Origin of the sequence: Caballeronia sp. LZ003, from assembly GCF_031451465.1 — a bacterium.
Classification (GTDB): Bacteria; Pseudomonadota; Gammaproteobacteria; order Burkholderiales; family Burkholderiaceae; genus Caballeronia.
Genome location: NZ_JARUXJ010000001.1, coordinates 207,638 through 221,716, shown reverse-complemented (window position 1 = coordinate 221,716; position 14,079 = coordinate 207,638). Strand labels below are relative to the sequence as shown.

17 protein-coding genes are annotated in these 14,079 nt (G+C 61.8%); 5 read left to right on the top strand and 12 right to left on the bottom strand.

Annotated elements, in window-relative coordinates:
* Window positions 1-89 precede the first annotated feature (89 nt).
* A complete protein-coding gene (locus tag QCE79_RS01070) occupies window positions 90-299 on the top strand; it encodes a twin transmembrane helix small protein (protein ID WP_244826883.1) in 210 nt (69 codons plus the stop codon).
* A gap of 170 nt (window positions 300-469) precedes the next feature.
* On the opposite strand, the gene QCE79_RS01065 is transcribed toward QCE79_RS01070, so the two are convergent.
* The 8 genes from QCE79_RS01065 to QCE79_RS01030 form a co-directional block, all read right to left on the bottom strand.
* Window positions 470-1,327 (bottom strand): cytochrome c oxidase subunit 3, encoded by an 858-nt coding sequence (locus QCE79_RS01065; RefSeq protein WP_244826882.1) that lies wholly within the window; start codon window positions 1,325-1,327, stop codon window positions 470-472.
* A 76-nt stretch (window positions 1,328-1,403) separates the two neighbouring features.
* A complete protein-coding gene (locus QCE79_RS01060) occupies window positions 1,404-1,634 on the bottom strand; it encodes a DUF2970 domain-containing protein (protein WP_244826881.1) in 231 nt (76 codons plus the stop codon).
* A 5-nt stretch (window positions 1,635-1,639) separates the two neighbouring features.
* Window positions 1,640-2,209: a cytochrome c oxidase assembly protein gene (locus QCE79_RS01055; RefSeq protein WP_244826880.1), complete on the bottom strand. Its 570-nt coding sequence runs from the start codon at window positions 2,207-2,209 to the stop codon at window positions 1,640-1,642.
* A 9-nt stretch (window positions 2,210-2,218) separates the two neighbouring features.
* Window positions 2,219-2,359 (bottom strand): cytochrome oxidase small assembly protein, encoded by a 141-nt coding sequence (locus QCE79_RS01050; protein ID WP_244826879.1) that lies wholly within the window; start codon window positions 2,357-2,359, stop codon window positions 2,219-2,221.
* 66 nt (window positions 2,360-2,425) lie between these two features.
* Complete coding sequence (ctaD, locus tag QCE79_RS01045; protein WP_244826878.1) at window positions 2,426-4,039, bottom strand: cytochrome c oxidase subunit I; 1,614 nt, start codon at window positions 4,037-4,039, stop codon at window positions 2,426-2,428.
* A 100-nt stretch (window positions 4,040-4,139) separates the two neighbouring features.
* The gene (gene coxB / locus QCE79_RS01040) at window positions 4,140-5,738 is read right to left on the bottom strand and encodes a cytochrome c oxidase subunit II (protein ID WP_244826877.1); all 1,599 of its coding nucleotides are present in this window, start codon (window positions 5,736-5,738) and stop codon (window positions 4,140-4,142) included.
* A 56-nt stretch (window positions 5,739-5,794) separates the two neighbouring features.
* Entirely contained in the window at window positions 5,795-6,271 is a 477-nt protein-coding gene (locus tag QCE79_RS01035) for a DUF2244 domain-containing protein (protein ID WP_309845109.1), read from the bottom strand.
* A 234-nt stretch (window positions 6,272-6,505) separates the two neighbouring features.
* Window positions 6,506-7,489: a methyltransferase domain-containing protein gene (locus QCE79_RS01030; RefSeq protein ID WP_309841216.1), complete on the bottom strand. Its 984-nt coding sequence runs from the start codon at window positions 7,487-7,489 to the stop codon at window positions 6,506-6,508.
* A 158-nt stretch (window positions 7,490-7,647) separates the two neighbouring features.
* Here QCE79_RS01030 and QCE79_RS01025 point away from each other — a divergent pair, with 158 nt between their 5' ends.
* On the top strand, window positions 7,648-8,424 hold the full coding sequence (locus QCE79_RS01025; protein WP_404988813.1) for a phosphoribosyltransferase family protein: 777 nt from the start codon (window positions 7,648-7,650) through the stop codon (window positions 8,422-8,424).
* A 20-nt stretch (window positions 8,425-8,444) separates the two neighbouring features.
* Window positions 8,445-8,915, top strand: coding sequence for a tRNA (uridine(34)/cytosine(34)/5-carboxymethylaminomethyluridine(34)-2'-O)-methyltransferase TrmL (gene trmL, locus QCE79_RS01020; protein WP_244826875.1), 471 nt, complete (start codon window positions 8,445-8,447; stop codon window positions 8,913-8,915).
* 44 nt (window positions 8,916-8,959) lie between these two features.
* Here trmL and QCE79_RS01015 read toward each other — a convergent pair whose 3' ends face one another.
* From QCE79_RS01015 to QCE79_RS01000, 4 genes are all read right to left on the bottom strand, one after another.
* Window positions 8,960-9,958 carry an NAD(P)H-dependent glycerol-3-phosphate dehydrogenase gene (locus tag QCE79_RS01015; RefSeq protein ID WP_250462796.1) on the bottom strand — a complete coding sequence of 333 codons (999 nt, stop codon included), beginning with the start codon at window positions 9,956-9,958 and terminating at the stop codon, window positions 8,960-8,962.
* 51 nt (window positions 9,959-10,009) lie between these two features.
* A complete protein-coding gene (gene secB, locus QCE79_RS01010) occupies window positions 10,010-10,480 on the bottom strand; it encodes a protein-export chaperone SecB (protein WP_244826873.1) in 471 nt (156 codons plus the stop codon).
* Between the two features lie 94 nt (window positions 10,481-10,574).
* Entirely contained in the window at window positions 10,575-10,835 is a 261-nt protein-coding gene (gene grxC, locus QCE79_RS01005; RefSeq protein WP_244826872.1) for a glutaredoxin 3, read from the bottom strand.
* A complete protein-coding gene (locus QCE79_RS01000; protein ID WP_244826871.1) occupies window positions 10,832-11,257 on the bottom strand; it encodes a rhodanese-like domain-containing protein in 426 nt (141 codons plus the stop codon). The genes grxC and QCE79_RS01000 overlap by 4 nt, the downstream gene beginning before the upstream one ends.
* Window positions 11,258-11,440: 183 nt before the next feature.
* Between QCE79_RS01000 and gpmA the strand changes: the two genes are divergently transcribed.
* The gene (gene gpmA / locus QCE79_RS00995; protein WP_244826870.1) at window positions 11,441-12,187 is read left to right on the top strand and encodes a 2,3-diphosphoglycerate-dependent phosphoglycerate mutase; all 747 of its coding nucleotides are present in this window, start codon (window positions 11,441-11,443) and stop codon (window positions 12,185-12,187) included.
* A 222-nt stretch (window positions 12,188-12,409) separates the two neighbouring features.
* The gene (locus QCE79_RS00990; RefSeq protein WP_244826869.1) at window positions 12,410-13,990 is read left to right on the top strand and encodes a S41 family peptidase; all 1,581 of its coding nucleotides are present in this window, start codon (window positions 12,410-12,412) and stop codon (window positions 13,988-13,990) included.
* Window positions 13,991-14,079 lie beyond the last annotated feature (89 nt).

The window sequence follows — 14,079 nt, the reverse complement described above, 5'->3', positions numbered from 1 at the left end:
ATTCATCGAGTGCGATAATGAGACGACTCGTTTTCATATTGCTCACGGCGTTTCGCGAGCGGTCGATGCAACTATCGCAGGCTGGTTTCATGCACATCATCGTTGCTATTGCATTCATCCTCATCATTGGCAGCCTGGGCTCGGCCCTGTACTTCATGATGACCGATAAAGGTCAGACGAAGCGCATGGTGTGGTCGCTCGCCACGCGCGTCGGGCTGTCCATTTCGCTCTTCCTGTTCATCCTGTTTGCGCACTGGATGGGCTGGATTCAATCGACCGGCATTCCGCTCGGACGATAACGCGTCTCGAAGGTTTCCCACGCGGGACCGATTGTCGCGTCGCGACACAATCGCGCGCATTCACTCGCTTCCCAAAACAAAACGCCGCCCGCGAAGGTCGAGGGCGGCGTGGCATGTCTTGCGTGACAGCGTGCGCGCCGAATTGGCGCGTCCTCGCTCGAAGCAAACGCTTACAGCCAGTAGACGACGACGTACAGCCCGAGCCACACGACGTCGACGAAGTGCCAGTACCACGCGGCGCCCTCGAAGGCGAAATGATGTTCCGCCGTGAAGTGGCCGCGAATCAGGCGCACGCAAACGACCGCGAGCATGGTGCCGCCAAGGAACACGTGAAAACCGTGGAAGCCGGTGAGCAGGAAAAACGTCGAACCGTACACACCCGACGAAAGCGTCAGGTTCAGTTCGTTGTAGGCGTGGAAGTATTCGTAGCCCTGGCAAAACAGGAAGATCACGCCCAGCGCGACTGTCGCAGCCAGCCAGATGATGGCCTTTCGGCGATGATCTTCACGCAGCGCATGGTGAGCCACCGTGAGCGTCGCGCCCGAGGAAAGCAAGAGCGCCGTGTTGATGGTCGGCAGCGGCCACGGCACCATCGAGCGGAAATGCGGCACCAGCGCAGCCGGGCCGTTGTTCGGCCACACGGCGGTGAAGTCCGGCCAGATCAGCTTGTAATCGAGGCTGCCGAGTTCGTGCATGGCAATGGCGCGCGCATAAAACAGCGCGCCGAAAAACGCCGCGAAGAACATGACTTCGGAGAAGATGAACCAGCTCATGCTCCAGCGATACGACACGTCGACGTTCTTGCCGTACATGCCGCCTTCGGATTCGGAGATGGCGTCGCCGAACCAATGCCACAGAACGAACAGCAGAAACAGCAGGCCGACGAACGTGGTGGCAGGCGCCCACGAATGACCGTTCACCCACGCCGCCAGCGAGGACAGCATCACCAGCAAACCGCACGCAGCCATGATCGGATGGCGTGACGGATGCGGCACGAAATAGTACGGGCTCTCGTTTTGACCGCTCATTTGATTCTCCACTTCGATCCAGTTGCTTGAGTTTTCTTGTATCGCCGCGCGTTCGACCGCTCGCCCGACGTTTTGTCTATCCGACTACCGCGCGCACCACCAGCAGCAATACGACGATGAACACCACCGCGCCGATCACCCCCGCCGCGATCAGATGCAACGGCTTCAACTGCGCGGCGTCGTTTTCCAGATCCGCCCGGCGGCGCACGCCGAAGAACGACCAGAACACCGCCTTCACGAGCTTCAGGAAACCGCCGCCATTGCGTCCGTCACGTCCATTGCGTCCATTTCGTGCTTCTGGGTTCATGATCATCACGTTCCCTTGGCCGCGGGTTTCGGTGTGTCGAGTTCGAAGAACGTGTACGACAGCGTGATCGTCTTGACGTCCTTCGGCAGCTTCGGGTCCACGACGAAGACCACCGGCATGCGCTTCGTCTCATTGGGCCCGAGCGTCTGCTGCGTGAAGCAGAAGCATTCGATCTTCTTGAAGTACTCGGTGGCCTGCTTCGGCGCATAGCTCGGAATGGCCTGCGCCTTCACCGTGCGGCCTTGCTCGTTGGTCACCTGGTACATCACCGTCATCACTTCGCCGGGGTGAATGTCGAGACTGTTCTGCTCCGGCTTGAACTGCAGCGGACCGCGCGCGTTCGCATCGAACTCGATGGAAATCGTACGGCTCGCGTCGACCTGCGTGTTCTTCGCCTCGCGCGCGCTCGCATCGCGCTGCACGAGATTGTTGATGCCGGTGATCTGGCAAATTGCCTTGTACATCGGCACCAGGGCGAAGCCGAAGCCGAACATCATCGCGGCCACGACGAAGAGCTTCACCAGCATCGACCGATTGAACGACCGGTCGACTTGAGAATCATCCTGAGTGGACACTTGGCTTTCCTACCCTCGCGACAACAGATATTGCCTGACGACGATACCCAGAAAGAAGACGGCGGCAATCAACATCATGATCAAACCGAGCCGCTTGTTGCCCGCGCGGATTTCTTCGGGCGAACGTCTTTTTTGTGGATTCGGGGCCATGCTTCCTTTGATCTTTGTGACTGCAAGGCTTCGGAGCGAAGCCTTGCAGCCTTCGAAACCAGACTATTATTCGACCGTCGGCGGTTGCTCGAAGGTATGGAACGGCGCCGGGCTCGGCACGGTCCATTCCAGTCCTTCCGCGCCATCCCACGGCTTGTCGCCTGCCTTTTCCAGCTCACCACCGCCGCGATACGTCGGCAGCGCGACCGCGAACAGGAAGTACACCTGCGCGAGACCGAATCCGAACGCACCGATGGTCGCAACCTGGTTGAAGTCCGTGAACTGCGCCGGGTAATCCGCATAGCGACGCGGCATGCCCGCGAGACCCAGGAAGTGCATCGGGAAGAAGGTGATGTTGAAGAAGATCAGCGACGCCCAGAAGTGGATCTTGCCGCGCATCTCGTTATACATCCAGCCAGTCCACTTAGGCGCCCAGTAGTACCAGCCCGCGAACAGCGCGAAAAGCGAACCCGCCACCAGCACGTAGTGGAAGTGCGCCACCACGTAGTAAGTGCCGTGCATCTGGATGTCGAGCGGGGCCATGGAGAGGATCAGGCCCGTGAAGCCGCCCATCGTGAACACGAACAGGAAGCCGATTGCAAAGAGCATCGGCGTCTCGAAGGTCAGCGCGCCGCGCCACATCGTCGCGACCCAGTTGAACACCTTCACGCCCGTCGGAACGGCGATCAGCATGGTCGCGTACATGAAGAACAGCTGGCCCGTCACCGGCATGCCCGTGGCGAACATGTGGTGCGCCCAGACCATGAACGAGAGAATCGCGATCGACGACGTGGCGTACACCATCGAGCTATAGCCGAAAAGCGGCTTGCGCGAGAACGCCGGAATCACCTGCGAGACGATCCCGAACGCCGGCAAGATCATGATGTAGACCTCGGGGTGTCCGAAGAACCAGAAGATATGCTGGTACATGACCGGATCACCGCCGCCTGCCGCATTGAAGAACGACGTGCCGAAGTGACGGTCGAACAGCACCATGGTGATGGCGCCTGCCAGAACCGGCATCACGGCGATCAGGAGGTACGCGGTGATGAGCCACGTCCATGCGAACATCGGCATCTTCATGAGCGTCATGCCGGGCGCGCGCATGTTCAGGATCGTCACGACGATATTGATACCGCCCATGATCGACGACGCACCCATGATGTGGACCGCGAAGATGGCGAAGTCCATGCCCGGGCCCATCTGCGTGGAAAGCGGCGCGTAAAGCGTCCAGCCCGCTGCGGTCGCGCCGCCCGGCACGAAGAACGAGCCGACCAGCAGAACCGCGGCGACCGGCAGGAGCCAGAAGCTGAAGTTGTTCATGCGCGCGAACGCCATGTCCGACGCGCCGATCTGCAGCGGCACCATCCAGTTCGCGAAGCCGACGAACGCCGGCATGATCGCGCCGAACACCATGATGAGGCCGTGCATGGTGGTCAACTGGTTGAAGAACTCGGGACGCATGATCTGCAGTCCCGGCTCGAACAGCTCGGCACGAATGCCAAGCGCCATCACGCCTCCGGAGAGGAACATGATGAAGGAGAACAACAGGTACAGCGTCCCGATGTCCTTGTGGTTGGTGGCGAAAAGCCACCGGCGCCAGCCATGCGGCAACTCGTGCGCATGGTCGTCGTGCGCGTGGTCGTGACCCGCGGCTACATCGTGTCCGATGCTAGACATGACAATCATCTCCTAAAGCAAATACTCGGGGCACTCGGCTATGAGGCGGACCTTTCCGTGGCTCGCAGTGTCGCGATGAGGGAAAGGTGCGCTCGTCAGGTCAAGCAGCCGGACTGATTTCTACGCGACGGGCTTCCTTCGCATCCGTGCCGCCCGTAACGGATTCGGGCTTTTTCAACACGATACGATCTTCCGATACACCTGCTGCCTTCAACGCGTCGCGCACGGCCTGCGCGCGTTGCTTGGCGAGTTCCGCGTTCAGGTCTGCGCCTCCGGAGGCATCCGTGAAGCCGGAAATAGCGAGCTTCGCTTCGGGATGCGCCTTGGCATAGGCCGCTGCGGCCTGAACCGCGTCGTTGGCTTCCGCGGGCAGCGTGCTCTTGCCCGTTTCGAAATAGATGCTCGCGGGCAGATTGGCGCTCGCCGTTGCCTCGGCACCGGACGCCGCCGCAGCCGGCGCCGCGCTTGCGGCTTCGGGCGTTGCCGCAGCCGCTGTCTTCTGACCGCCGCCTTCGGGCATCTTGCCATTGCGCGCGTCGGCAACTTGCTTCGGCTGCAGAATGTCGCCCGTATGGTTGCCCCAGGTATTGCGCTCGTAAGTGATGACCGATGCGATCTCGACATCGTTAAGCGTACTCTGCCACGGCGGCATGGCGCCCTTGCCGTGCAGCACGATGCTTACGTGGTCCGCGATCGGGCCGTTGGCAACCTTGCTGCCGTCGAGCGCCGGGAACGGACCGCCGCCCTTGCCGGTCGGCTGATGGCAGACCGCGCAGTTCGACGCGTAGACTGCCGCGCCGCGCGTCTTCAGCTCGTCCATCGTGTAGGTCTTGTTGGGATCGTCGGCGGATGCGGCCAGTTTCTTCTTTTGCGTGTCGACCCACTTCGCGTAGTCGTCGGCGGAAAGCACCTCGACGACCACCGGCATGTACGCGTGTTCCTTACCGCAAAGTTCGGTACAGAAGCCACGGAAAGTACCGATTTTCTCGGCCTTGAACCAGGTGTCGCGCACGAAGCCGGGAATGGCGTCCTGCTTCACGCCGAAGGCCGGCACATACCACGAGTGAACGACGTCGTTCGCGGTGGTGATGATGCGAATTTTCTTGTCGACCGGCACGACGAGCGGATTGTCCACTTCCTGCAGGTACAGCTCGGAAATCGGCTTCTGGCCGTTCACTTCGCTACGCGGCGTGGTGAGCGTGGAGAGGAAGCTGATGCCCTCGCCCGGACCCTTCACGTAGTCGTAGCCCCATTTCCATTGGTAGCCGGTGACTTTGACGGTGAGGTCGGCGTTGCTGGTGTCCTTCATTGCGACGACGGCCTTGGTGGCCGGCAGCGCCATCAACACGACGATGACGAACGGCACGATCGTCCAGATGATTTCGACCGTGGTGCTTTCGTGGAAATTAGCGGGCTTGTGGCCTTTGGACTTGCGGTGCGCAATGAGCGAATAGAACATCACCCCGAACACGCCAAGAAAAATGACGAGACAGATGATGAGCATGAACGTATGGAGGCCGTAGAGCTCCTCGGCGATCTTCGTCACTGGCGGCTGAAAGTTCAGCTCGTTTACAGCTGGGCCGCCAGGACTGTCGTTGACCGCCAGGGCTACGCCGGCGTTCAGCAGTGCGCCTGCCGCCAGCACGCCCGAGAGGGCTCGCTTGATTGTTTTCATAGCATCCTTACCCAAAATTTCCATTCAAACCCTCGACCCCCGTGGGCATCGCGCCGAGCCGTCAGGCCACATCATGCCTCTTAAGCAGAGCGTCTCAGCGACGCTCGCAGCTCGGCAGCAAATTGTTTGCGACGATGCTGTGCAAGGTGTTGTCCGATTTTCACCGATTGACCGCGCGACACGATCGTGAGCGGCTCTCTCGGCGTCGCGCCCGTTTCGACCCGCACCCAGCGCGGATTAAATTCGAACTGCGTCAGTTCCTCGGCGTTCATCTGCTCGATCAACAAGCGGTTTTCAAACAACCGGATTCGTTCGTAGTCGACTGCGTGCCGCGCGTAGATTAGAAACGCGACGCCGACCACGGTCAGCTCGAACCCGGTGAACGGCAGCACCAGCCAGGCGCCGTTCAGAAACAAGAGCGTTGCGATGAGAAAGGAAAACAGCGCCAGCGACAGATAAAAGACCACGAACTGACGCGGCGAAGCGGAGCAGTTCCGTTTCATCAGCCAGTCTTTGATGACTGGCTCGTCGTCTGTCAGCGCGTGGCTTGCTTGCATCGCCGCCTCCTTCCCATCCGCATGCAATCACATACTTTTGCTCGGATTTCGCCCAAATTTGTCACAGCCCGGGCGACAAACTGACGCATTATAGGCGCGTCGGGTAGTATCCACAAGCAAGGGTCGTAACGTCTGAAACCCAAGCGCCACAAGCTTCTGCGCCCTTTTGACGCACCTTTTGGCGCTGCTTTTTGCCCGCAAATTTCAGACATAACTGACGCCCTCTTTACCCCGTCACCGATTCCGTTTTTGGCCTCGTCCTATATCTTCCAGCCGAATGATTCCGTGACCTTCGGCGGTCGTGCGCGGCACCGCTTTCCATGCGTGACCGTAGATCACTTCGAACGTGAGCGGGATCGTTCCGTCGTCGCGACGCAGGGCTTCGAGCGCGCTGTGAACCGCGCTGCGTCTGGCTTTCACGTCGATTTGCGAGTCTGCGGCCGCGCTTCGTTCGAACGGATAAGCACCCCAGCGCGTGACATCGGCAAGCAAGGATTCCGGCGAACGGTAAGTGATGGTGAGCACCTCCTGATCCATCACCGGAATCTCGAAGCCGCCTTCCACCAGCATGTCGCCCAAGTCGTGCATGTCGACGAAATCGATCGTATGCGGCTGCGGCGGCAAGCCCAGCGTGCGCTCGGCCTCGCGATACGCCGCGGCGAGCTCACGCAGCGTGTCTGGGCCGAAGGTGCTGAACATGAGAAGGCCGTTGACCTTCAGCACGCGTTGCCACTCAGGGAAAACGAGGTCGGGCCGCGAGTGCCAGTGCAGCGCGAGGTTCGACCAGAGCATCTCGAACGCGCCCGATGCGAACGGCAGCTCGGAGAAATCCGCCTGCGCGAGTTGCGGTCCGCGCGCGCCGAAGGCCTTGGCGAGCGTGGCCGGCAGGAACCGCCGCCAGCCCGCGCCGTTTTCGGCTTCCGCCGATTCCGCATCGCGGGCGCGCGCGAGCATCGCGGAAGAAATATCGACACCCAGTACCGATGCCTCCGCAAAGCGCTCGCGCAGCGCGGGCAGATCCGCGCCCATGCCGCACGCCGCATCCAGCACGCGCGTCGGCGCGACCTTGATGTATTCGAGGCGCTCGCGCATCCGGCCGGCAATCTCGCGAGGCAGGAACGCGACTTCGTCGAAAGTCGCGGCGCGACGGTCGAAGATCGCGCGCAAACGGCGCGAATCATAGGCCGGTCGGCTAGTTTGAGGGGGCGTTTGGGACATGACGATCTATTCGCGAAGAGTGCGAAGTATACTCGGTCGTCTTGAAATCAGCCCGTGCTTAGGGCCGATACGGGGCATAACCGTTCCGATTGTTTCTCCGCACGTGCATGCGCTCGTCCGAGTTCGTTGCCTGTTGCCTACCATTCGTCCGCGCCGCCATGAATGTCTTCAGCCATTTCTTCCCGTCATCCGCACGCGTCGCGATGACCGCGCGCGGACTTGGAAAACGGCTGCTCGATGCCGCGCTGCCCAGCCAGTGCGCGTTATGCGGCAATTTGTCGCAAGACGTGGTGTGCAGCGATTGTGACGGCCAGTACTGGAACGAGTCGCGCCTGAGATGCGCGACCTGCGCGCTTCCGCTGGCGGCGTTTGCGCTGGACAGAGAACGCGAAGATACGCGGATGCACTGCGCGGCGTGCCTCGACAATCCGCCTGCGTTCAATGACACGATCGCGCTTGCCGACTATCGCGCGCCACTCGACACACTGGCCGTCGAGCTGAAGTTTCGCGCGCGGCTGGCGACAGGCGCGACATTCGCGCGGCATCTCGCTGCGTTGTTCGATGACAGCGATCTGCCTTTACCCGACGTGATCGTGCCGGTGCCGCTATCGCGCCAGCGCCTTGCCGCGCGCGGCTACAACCAGGCGTGGGCGATTGCGCATCCGCTCGCGCGTCGCATGCGCGTTCACGGTGACGCCGCGCTCGTCGTGCGCAGAATCGACACTGCGCAGCAATCCAAACTCGATCTCGATACGCGCCGCCGCAACGTTGCATCCGCGTTCGAAGTAAAGGGCGACGTGCGCGGCAAGCATGTTGGCGTGGTCGATGACGTGATGACCTCCGGCGCCACGCTCGATGCCCTCGCGCGCACATTGAAGCTGGCGGGCGCGCGGCGCGTCAGCAATTTCGTGGCGCTGCGCACCCCCAAAGATTAACCAATTCACCACTGCAATCCATGTTCAACGTCGTACTCGTCGAGCCCGAAATTCCGCCGAACACCGGCAATGTGATCCGCCTGTGCGCCAACACGGGCGCGCGTTTGCATCTGATCGAGCCGCTCGGCTTTCCGCTCGACGACGCCAAAATGCGCCGCGCCGGTCTCGATTATCACGAGTACGCGGAGATGAACGTGCACGCCAACTGGAGCGCCTTCCTCGCGAAGGAAACGCCCGACCCAGCGCGCATGTTTGCCTTTACCACGCGCGGCTCGACGCCCTTTTTCGATCACGCGTTCCAGCCCGGCGACTGGTTTGTGTTCGGCGCGGAAACACGCGGTCTTGCGGCCGACTTGCTGGATGGTTTTCCGACGCAACAACGCGTGCGCCTGCCCATGCGTCCGGGCAACCGCAGCCTGAATTTGTCGAACACGGTGGCAATCGTCACGTTCGAGGCGTGGCGTCAGGCCGGATTCGACGGTGGCGAGTGAGCGTCGTGAACCGCTTCGGTCCGCGTCGCGACGCAGACTAAAAGCTACTCGGCCTTCGCGTCCCGGCTGAGCAGCGCCTGCACCGCGTGGCGCGGCGTGACGTTATCGAAAAGTACGCGGCATACCGCCTGTGTGATCGGCATGTCGATGCCACGCGACTGCGCAAGCGAAAGAACCGCGCGCGCGCAGCGCACGCCCTCAGCTACATGCCCGAGCGCCGCGAGAATCTCGTCGAGCGTGCGGCCGCTCGCCAGTTGCACGCCGACCGTGCGGTTGCGCGAAAGGTCACCGGTTGCGGTAAGAATCAGGTCGCCGAGGCCCGTGAGACCGGTGAAAGTCTCCGCGCGCCCGCCCAATGCGACGCCAAGCCGCGACATTTCCGCGAGACCGCGTGTGATGAGCGCCGCCCGCGCGTTGAGGCCGAGGCCGAGGCCATCGGAGATGCCGGTGGCGATGGCGAGCACGTTTTTCACCGCGCCGCCCACTTCGACGCCTACGATATCGTCGCCGGTATAGATGCGCATGGCGCCATGATGGAACGCGGTCACGGTGCGCGTGCCCAAGGTCGCCGATGCGCTCGCGACCGTCAGCGCAACTGGCAAACCACGCCCGACTTCGCGCGCGAAACTCGGACCCGACAGCGTGCCGTTACTGACATGGTCAGGCAATTCGGCCGCGACGACCTCGTTCGGAAGGCACTGCGTATCCGCTTCGAAGCCCTTGCATAGCCAGAGAATATGCGCGGGAACGATGCCCGCCTGGCGCATCGAGCGGCACATGGCGCGCAGGCCCGCGACGGGCGTCGCGACGACGCACAACGCGTCGTCAGCGGCGGCGTGTGCGAGGGCCGCGTTGAAATCGGCGGAATACGCCAGCGCTTCTGGCAGGCCTACGCCCGCGAGATATCGCGCGTTTTCATGCGTTTGGGTAAGCGATTCGATGAGCGCGCCATCGCGCGCCCAGAGCAACGTGTCGTGCCGTGCCGCGAGGTGGCCCGCTAATGCGGTGCCCCACGCGCCGGCGCCGAGGACGGCTACTTTCATGCTCGGCTCCGGTTAGGCAGAGTGAGACCAGACTGGTTGATACGTTAAGCGTCAGTGCGTCGCGCCGTTCGCCGCGCCTTCCTGCGAGCCCGCGAGCTGCGACAGGCGCTGCTCGTACAAGGCCTGGAAGTTGATTTCGGCGAGGTGGATCGGCGGGAAACCGGCGCGGGTGATCGCATCGGCGATATTCGAGCGCAGGTACGGGAACAGGATGGTCGGGCACGCAATGCCGACGAGCGGGTCAATCTGTTCAGCCGGAATATTGCGAATGTCGAAGATACCTGCCTGCTTTGCTTCGATCAGGAATGCCACCTTGTCCGTGACTTTGGCCGTAACCGTGCCTGTTACCAGCACTTCGAAGACACTTTCAGCCAGACGGTCGGCCTTGACATCGACTTCGACCTCAACCGCGGGCATGTCCTGTTCGAGGAAGATGGCGGGCGAGTTCGGTTGCTCGAGCGACATATCCTTCAGATAAATGCGCTGGATGTTGAAAAACGGTTGGTTATTCTCGTCGGACATAATGGTTTCCTAGATGATTCGAAGTTCGGCGCGCCTGTCTCTCGGCGTGCGCGCCTTCGCCGCCGGCGCAATGCGCGAGCGGCGCGCGGTGGTGTCAGGCCGACTCGAGAAGCGGCACGAGACCGCCCTTGCGGTCCAGCGCCGAAAGATCGTCATAACCGCCGACGTGCGTGTCGCCGATATAAACCTGCGGCACGGTCCGGCGGCCGGTGCGCGTCATCATTTCCTCGCGACGGCCCGGCTCACGGTCGATCAGCACCTTCTCGATGTTTTCGACCCCGCGGGACTTTAAAAGACGTTCGGCCATCTGGCAATACGGGCACACTTGGGTGCTGTACATGAGGACTTTGTTCACTTGACTGCTCCTTGTTTCACGACCGGCATTCCGGCCTTTTGCCAGGCATCCACACCGCCTTGCAAAACATGGACCTCAGCGTAGCCAGCCTCCGAAACGGCGCGGCTGGCACGCTGCGATTGTTGACCGGTCTGGCACACGAGCACGACCGGATTGCCTTTATTTTTGGCGATCTGGCCAATTTTTGCTTGGAGCTCCGTCTGCTCGATATTGCGGGCCGACGGCAAGTGGCCCTGCGCGAACTCGGACGCGGGCCGCAAATCGACAACCACCGCGTTGCGCCGGTTGATGAGCGTAACGGCTTCAGCGGCCGAAATGCCGCCACGGCCGCGCCGCATGAGGACAGGCCAAAGCAGCAGCGCGCCGGAGATGAGCGCAATCGCGATGAGTGCGAGATTCGTGTAATCAGTGAAAAACTTCACGTCGAGGGCCGCCGAAAGGTAGTAATGAAGGAAGAAAGGGAAATGAGGGCAATCCGAACATTATAAAATAACCGTCTACCGCGATGGCCTTGTCCATCCGGCCGATGGCGGCACCCCGCGCGCGTGGGCAGGATATCGGGGGTGCGATCGGCGCACCGCTTCCTAACTGACCGACCTACAAACATGTACAAGCTAGTGCTCATCCGCCACGGCGAATCGACGTGGAACAAGGAAAACCGCTTCACCGGCTGGGTGGATGTCGACCTGACCGAGCAGGGCAATCGCGAGGCACGCCAGGCAGGCGTGCTGCTGAAGGAAGCGGGCTATACCTTCGACATCGCTTATACCTCCGTGCTCAAGCGCGCCATCCGCACGCTCTGGCACGTGCAGGACGAAATGGACCAGATGTACATTCCGGTCGTTCATTCGTGGCGTCTGAACGAGCGTCACTATGGCGCGCTTGCCGGGCTGAACAAGGCCGAGACCGCGAAGAAGTACGGCGACGACCAGGTGCTCGTCTGGCGCCGCAGCTACGACACGCCGCCGCCCGCGCTGAATCCGGACGACGAACGCGCTTCCTTTAACGACCCGCGCTATGCCCGCGTGCCGCGTGAACAACTGCCGCTTACCGAGTGCCTGAAAGACACGGTCGCGCGCGTGCTGCCCATGTGGAACGAGTCAATCGCGCCGGCCATCAAGTCGGGCAAACAGGTCGTGATCTCGGCGCATGGCAATTCCATCCGTGCGCTCGTGAAGTATCTGGACAATATTTCGGATGACGACATCGTCGGACTGAACATCCCGAACGGCGTCCCGCTCGTATATGAACTGGACGAGAACCTGAAGCCCATCCAGCATTACTACCTGGGCGATCCGGACGCCATCGCGGCGGCGCAGGCGGCTGTCGCCAAGCAGGGCAAGGCGGGATAAGCACGACAAGCGCTTTGCATGCGCGGACCACGGCGGTCCGCGCGCCGATGTCCGCTCGCTGACAGTCTTCCGTCGCGCCCGGCACATTCGTCGCAGGGCCCGCTGTTTCAAGCGCTGCGTGCCCGGGCATTTAAGTTGCGTTTAAGTCGTCATTGAAGGTGAGCGGGTATACTGGCCCGTCACCCACGATGCAGCCCATTCGTTTTCCAAACGCACTCCTCTATGCGAAAGAACCTGAAAAACTTCGGTCTCATAGCCGCGGGCGTTGCTGCCGGCGCACTTGCAACTCTGCAGATTTCCGCGTCCGCCCAGCAAGCGGCCTCATCGCCGCTGCCGCTCGATCAATTGCGGCTCTTCGCCGAAGTCTTCGGGCAGATCAAGCACGAATACGTCGAACCCGTCGATGACAAGAAGCTCCTCACCGCCGCCATCAAGGGCATGGTGTCGAGCCTCGATCCGCACTCGTCGTATCTCGACAAGACCGATTACGAAGAGCTTCAGGAACAGACCAAGGGCCGTTTCGCGGGCCTCGGCATCGAGATTTCCTCGGAAGACGGTCTCATCAAGGTCATCTCGCCTATCGAAGACACGCCTGCGTTCCGTGCCGGCATTCGTCCGGGCGACCTCATCACGCGCATCAACGACAAGCCGGTGCGCGGCATGACGCTCGACAAGGCCGTCAAGCAAATGCGCGGCGAACCGGGCACCAAGGTCACGCTCACCATCTTCCGCAAGAGCGACGACCGCACGTTCCCGCTCACCGTCACGCGTGCGCTCATCCGCGTGCAGTCGGTCAAGATGAAGGTGCCTGAGCCGGGCTATGGCTATATCCGCATCACGAGCTTCCAGGAACGCACGGTGCCGGACCTCGCGGCCAAGCTGCAGGATCTCGCGCGTCAACAACCGAACCTGAAGGGCCTCGTGCTCGACCTGCGCAATAACGGCGGCGGTCTGTTGCAGAGCGCGGTCGGCGTGGCGGGCGCATTCCTGCCGGACAACTCGGTGGTCGTGTCGACCAATGGCCAGATCGCGGACGCGAAGCAGACTTTCCGCGACACCTACGACAACTATCGTTTGCCCTCCTTCGATTCCGATCCGCTGAAGAGCGTGCCGGACATCTTCAAGAAGGTGCCGATGGTCGTGCTGACCAACGCCTACTCGGCGTCGGCATCGGAAATCGTGGCGGGCGCGTTGCAGGATCATCACCGCGCGCTGATCGTCGGTAAGACGACCTTCGGCAAGGGCTCGGTGCAGACGGTTCGCCCGATGACCGCGGACACCGCGCTGCGTCTGACAACGGCGTACTACTACACGCCGAGCGGCAAGTCGATCCAGAACCAGGGCGTGCGCCCCGATGTGCCGGTGGATCAATACGCGGATGGCGACCCCGACGACGCGCTCGTCACGCGCGAAGTCGATTATTCGAATCACCTCGCCAACACGCAAGACCCGAACGAGAAGAAGGAATCCGAACAGCGCGAGCAGGACCGCCTGGAACAACTGCGCATTCTCGAAGAGCAGAACGACAAGAAAACGCCGGAGCAGCGTCGCAAGGATCGCGAACGCAAGCCGGTGGAGTTCGGCAGTTCGGACGACTTCATGCTTGCGCAGGCGTTGAACAAGCTGGAAGGCAAGACGGTCGTCGAATCGAAGTCGTACAGCGAACGCAAGCTCGCACAGAACAAGCCGGGACGTTCGGCTTCGGCGCCGGTGGTTGCGGCGCCCGCGCTGCCGGCCACGCCGGGTTCGGCGCCGGCATCGGGCGCGGAACCGGCTTCGTCGCCCACGGCTCAGTCGAAGTAAGAGGCAGGGCAACATCAGCAGTAAGGCTTCGCGGTCACGCGCCGCGAAGCCTTTCCTCCCGCGCGCGCTTAAAATATCCGCCTCAAGCG

What these genes read in the sequence shown, in the direction of transcription:
- QCE79_RS01070 (WP_244826883.1), top strand. Translation starts at nt 90, where the DNA reads ATGCACATCATCGTTGCTATTGCATTCATCCTCATCATTGGCAGCCTG.
- QCE79_RS01065 (WP_244826882.1), bottom strand. Translation starts at nt 1,327, where the DNA reads ATGAGCGGTCAAAACGAGAGCCCGTACTATTTCGTGCCGCATCCGTCA.
- QCE79_RS01060 (WP_244826881.1), bottom strand. Translation starts at nt 1,634, where the DNA reads ATGAACCCAGAAGCACGAAATGGACGCAATGGACGTGACGGACGCAAT.
- QCE79_RS01050 (WP_244826879.1), bottom strand. Translation starts at nt 2,359, where the DNA reads ATGGCCCCGAATCCACAAAAAAGACGTTCGCCCGAAGAAATCCGCGCG.
- ctaD (WP_244826878.1), bottom strand. Translation starts at nt 4,039, where the DNA reads ATGTCTAGCATCGGACACGATGTAGCCGCGGGTCACGACCACGCGCAC.
- coxB (WP_244826877.1), bottom strand. Translation starts at nt 5,738, where the DNA reads ATGGAAATTTTGGGTAAGGATGCTATGAAAACAATCAAGCGAGCCCTC.
- QCE79_RS01035 (WP_309845109.1), bottom strand. Translation starts at nt 6,271, where the DNA reads ATGCAAGCAAGCCACGCGCTGACAGACGACGAGCCAGTCATCAAAGAC.
- QCE79_RS01030 (WP_309841216.1), bottom strand. Translation starts at nt 7,489, where the DNA reads ATGTCCCAAACGCCCCCTCAAACTAGCCGACCGGCCTATGATTCGCGC.
- QCE79_RS01025 (WP_404988813.1), top strand. Translation starts at nt 7,648, where the DNA reads ATGAATGTCTTCAGCCATTTCTTCCCGTCATCCGCACGCGTCGCGATG.
- trmL (WP_244826875.1), top strand. Translation starts at nt 8,445, where the DNA reads ATGTTCAACGTCGTACTCGTCGAGCCCGAAATTCCGCCGAACACCGGC.
- QCE79_RS01015 (WP_250462796.1), bottom strand. Translation starts at nt 9,958, where the DNA reads ATGAAAGTAGCCGTCCTCGGCGCCGGCGCGTGGGGCACCGCATTAGCG.
- secB (WP_244826873.1), bottom strand. Translation starts at nt 10,480, where the DNA reads ATGTCCGACGAGAATAACCAACCGTTTTTCAACATCCAGCGCATTTAT.
- gpmA (WP_244826870.1), top strand. Translation starts at nt 11,441, where the DNA reads ATGTACAAGCTAGTGCTCATCCGCCACGGCGAATCGACGTGGAACAAG.
- QCE79_RS00990 (WP_244826869.1), top strand. Translation starts at nt 12,410, where the DNA reads ATGCGAAAGAACCTGAAAAACTTCGGTCTCATAGCCGCGGGCGTTGCT.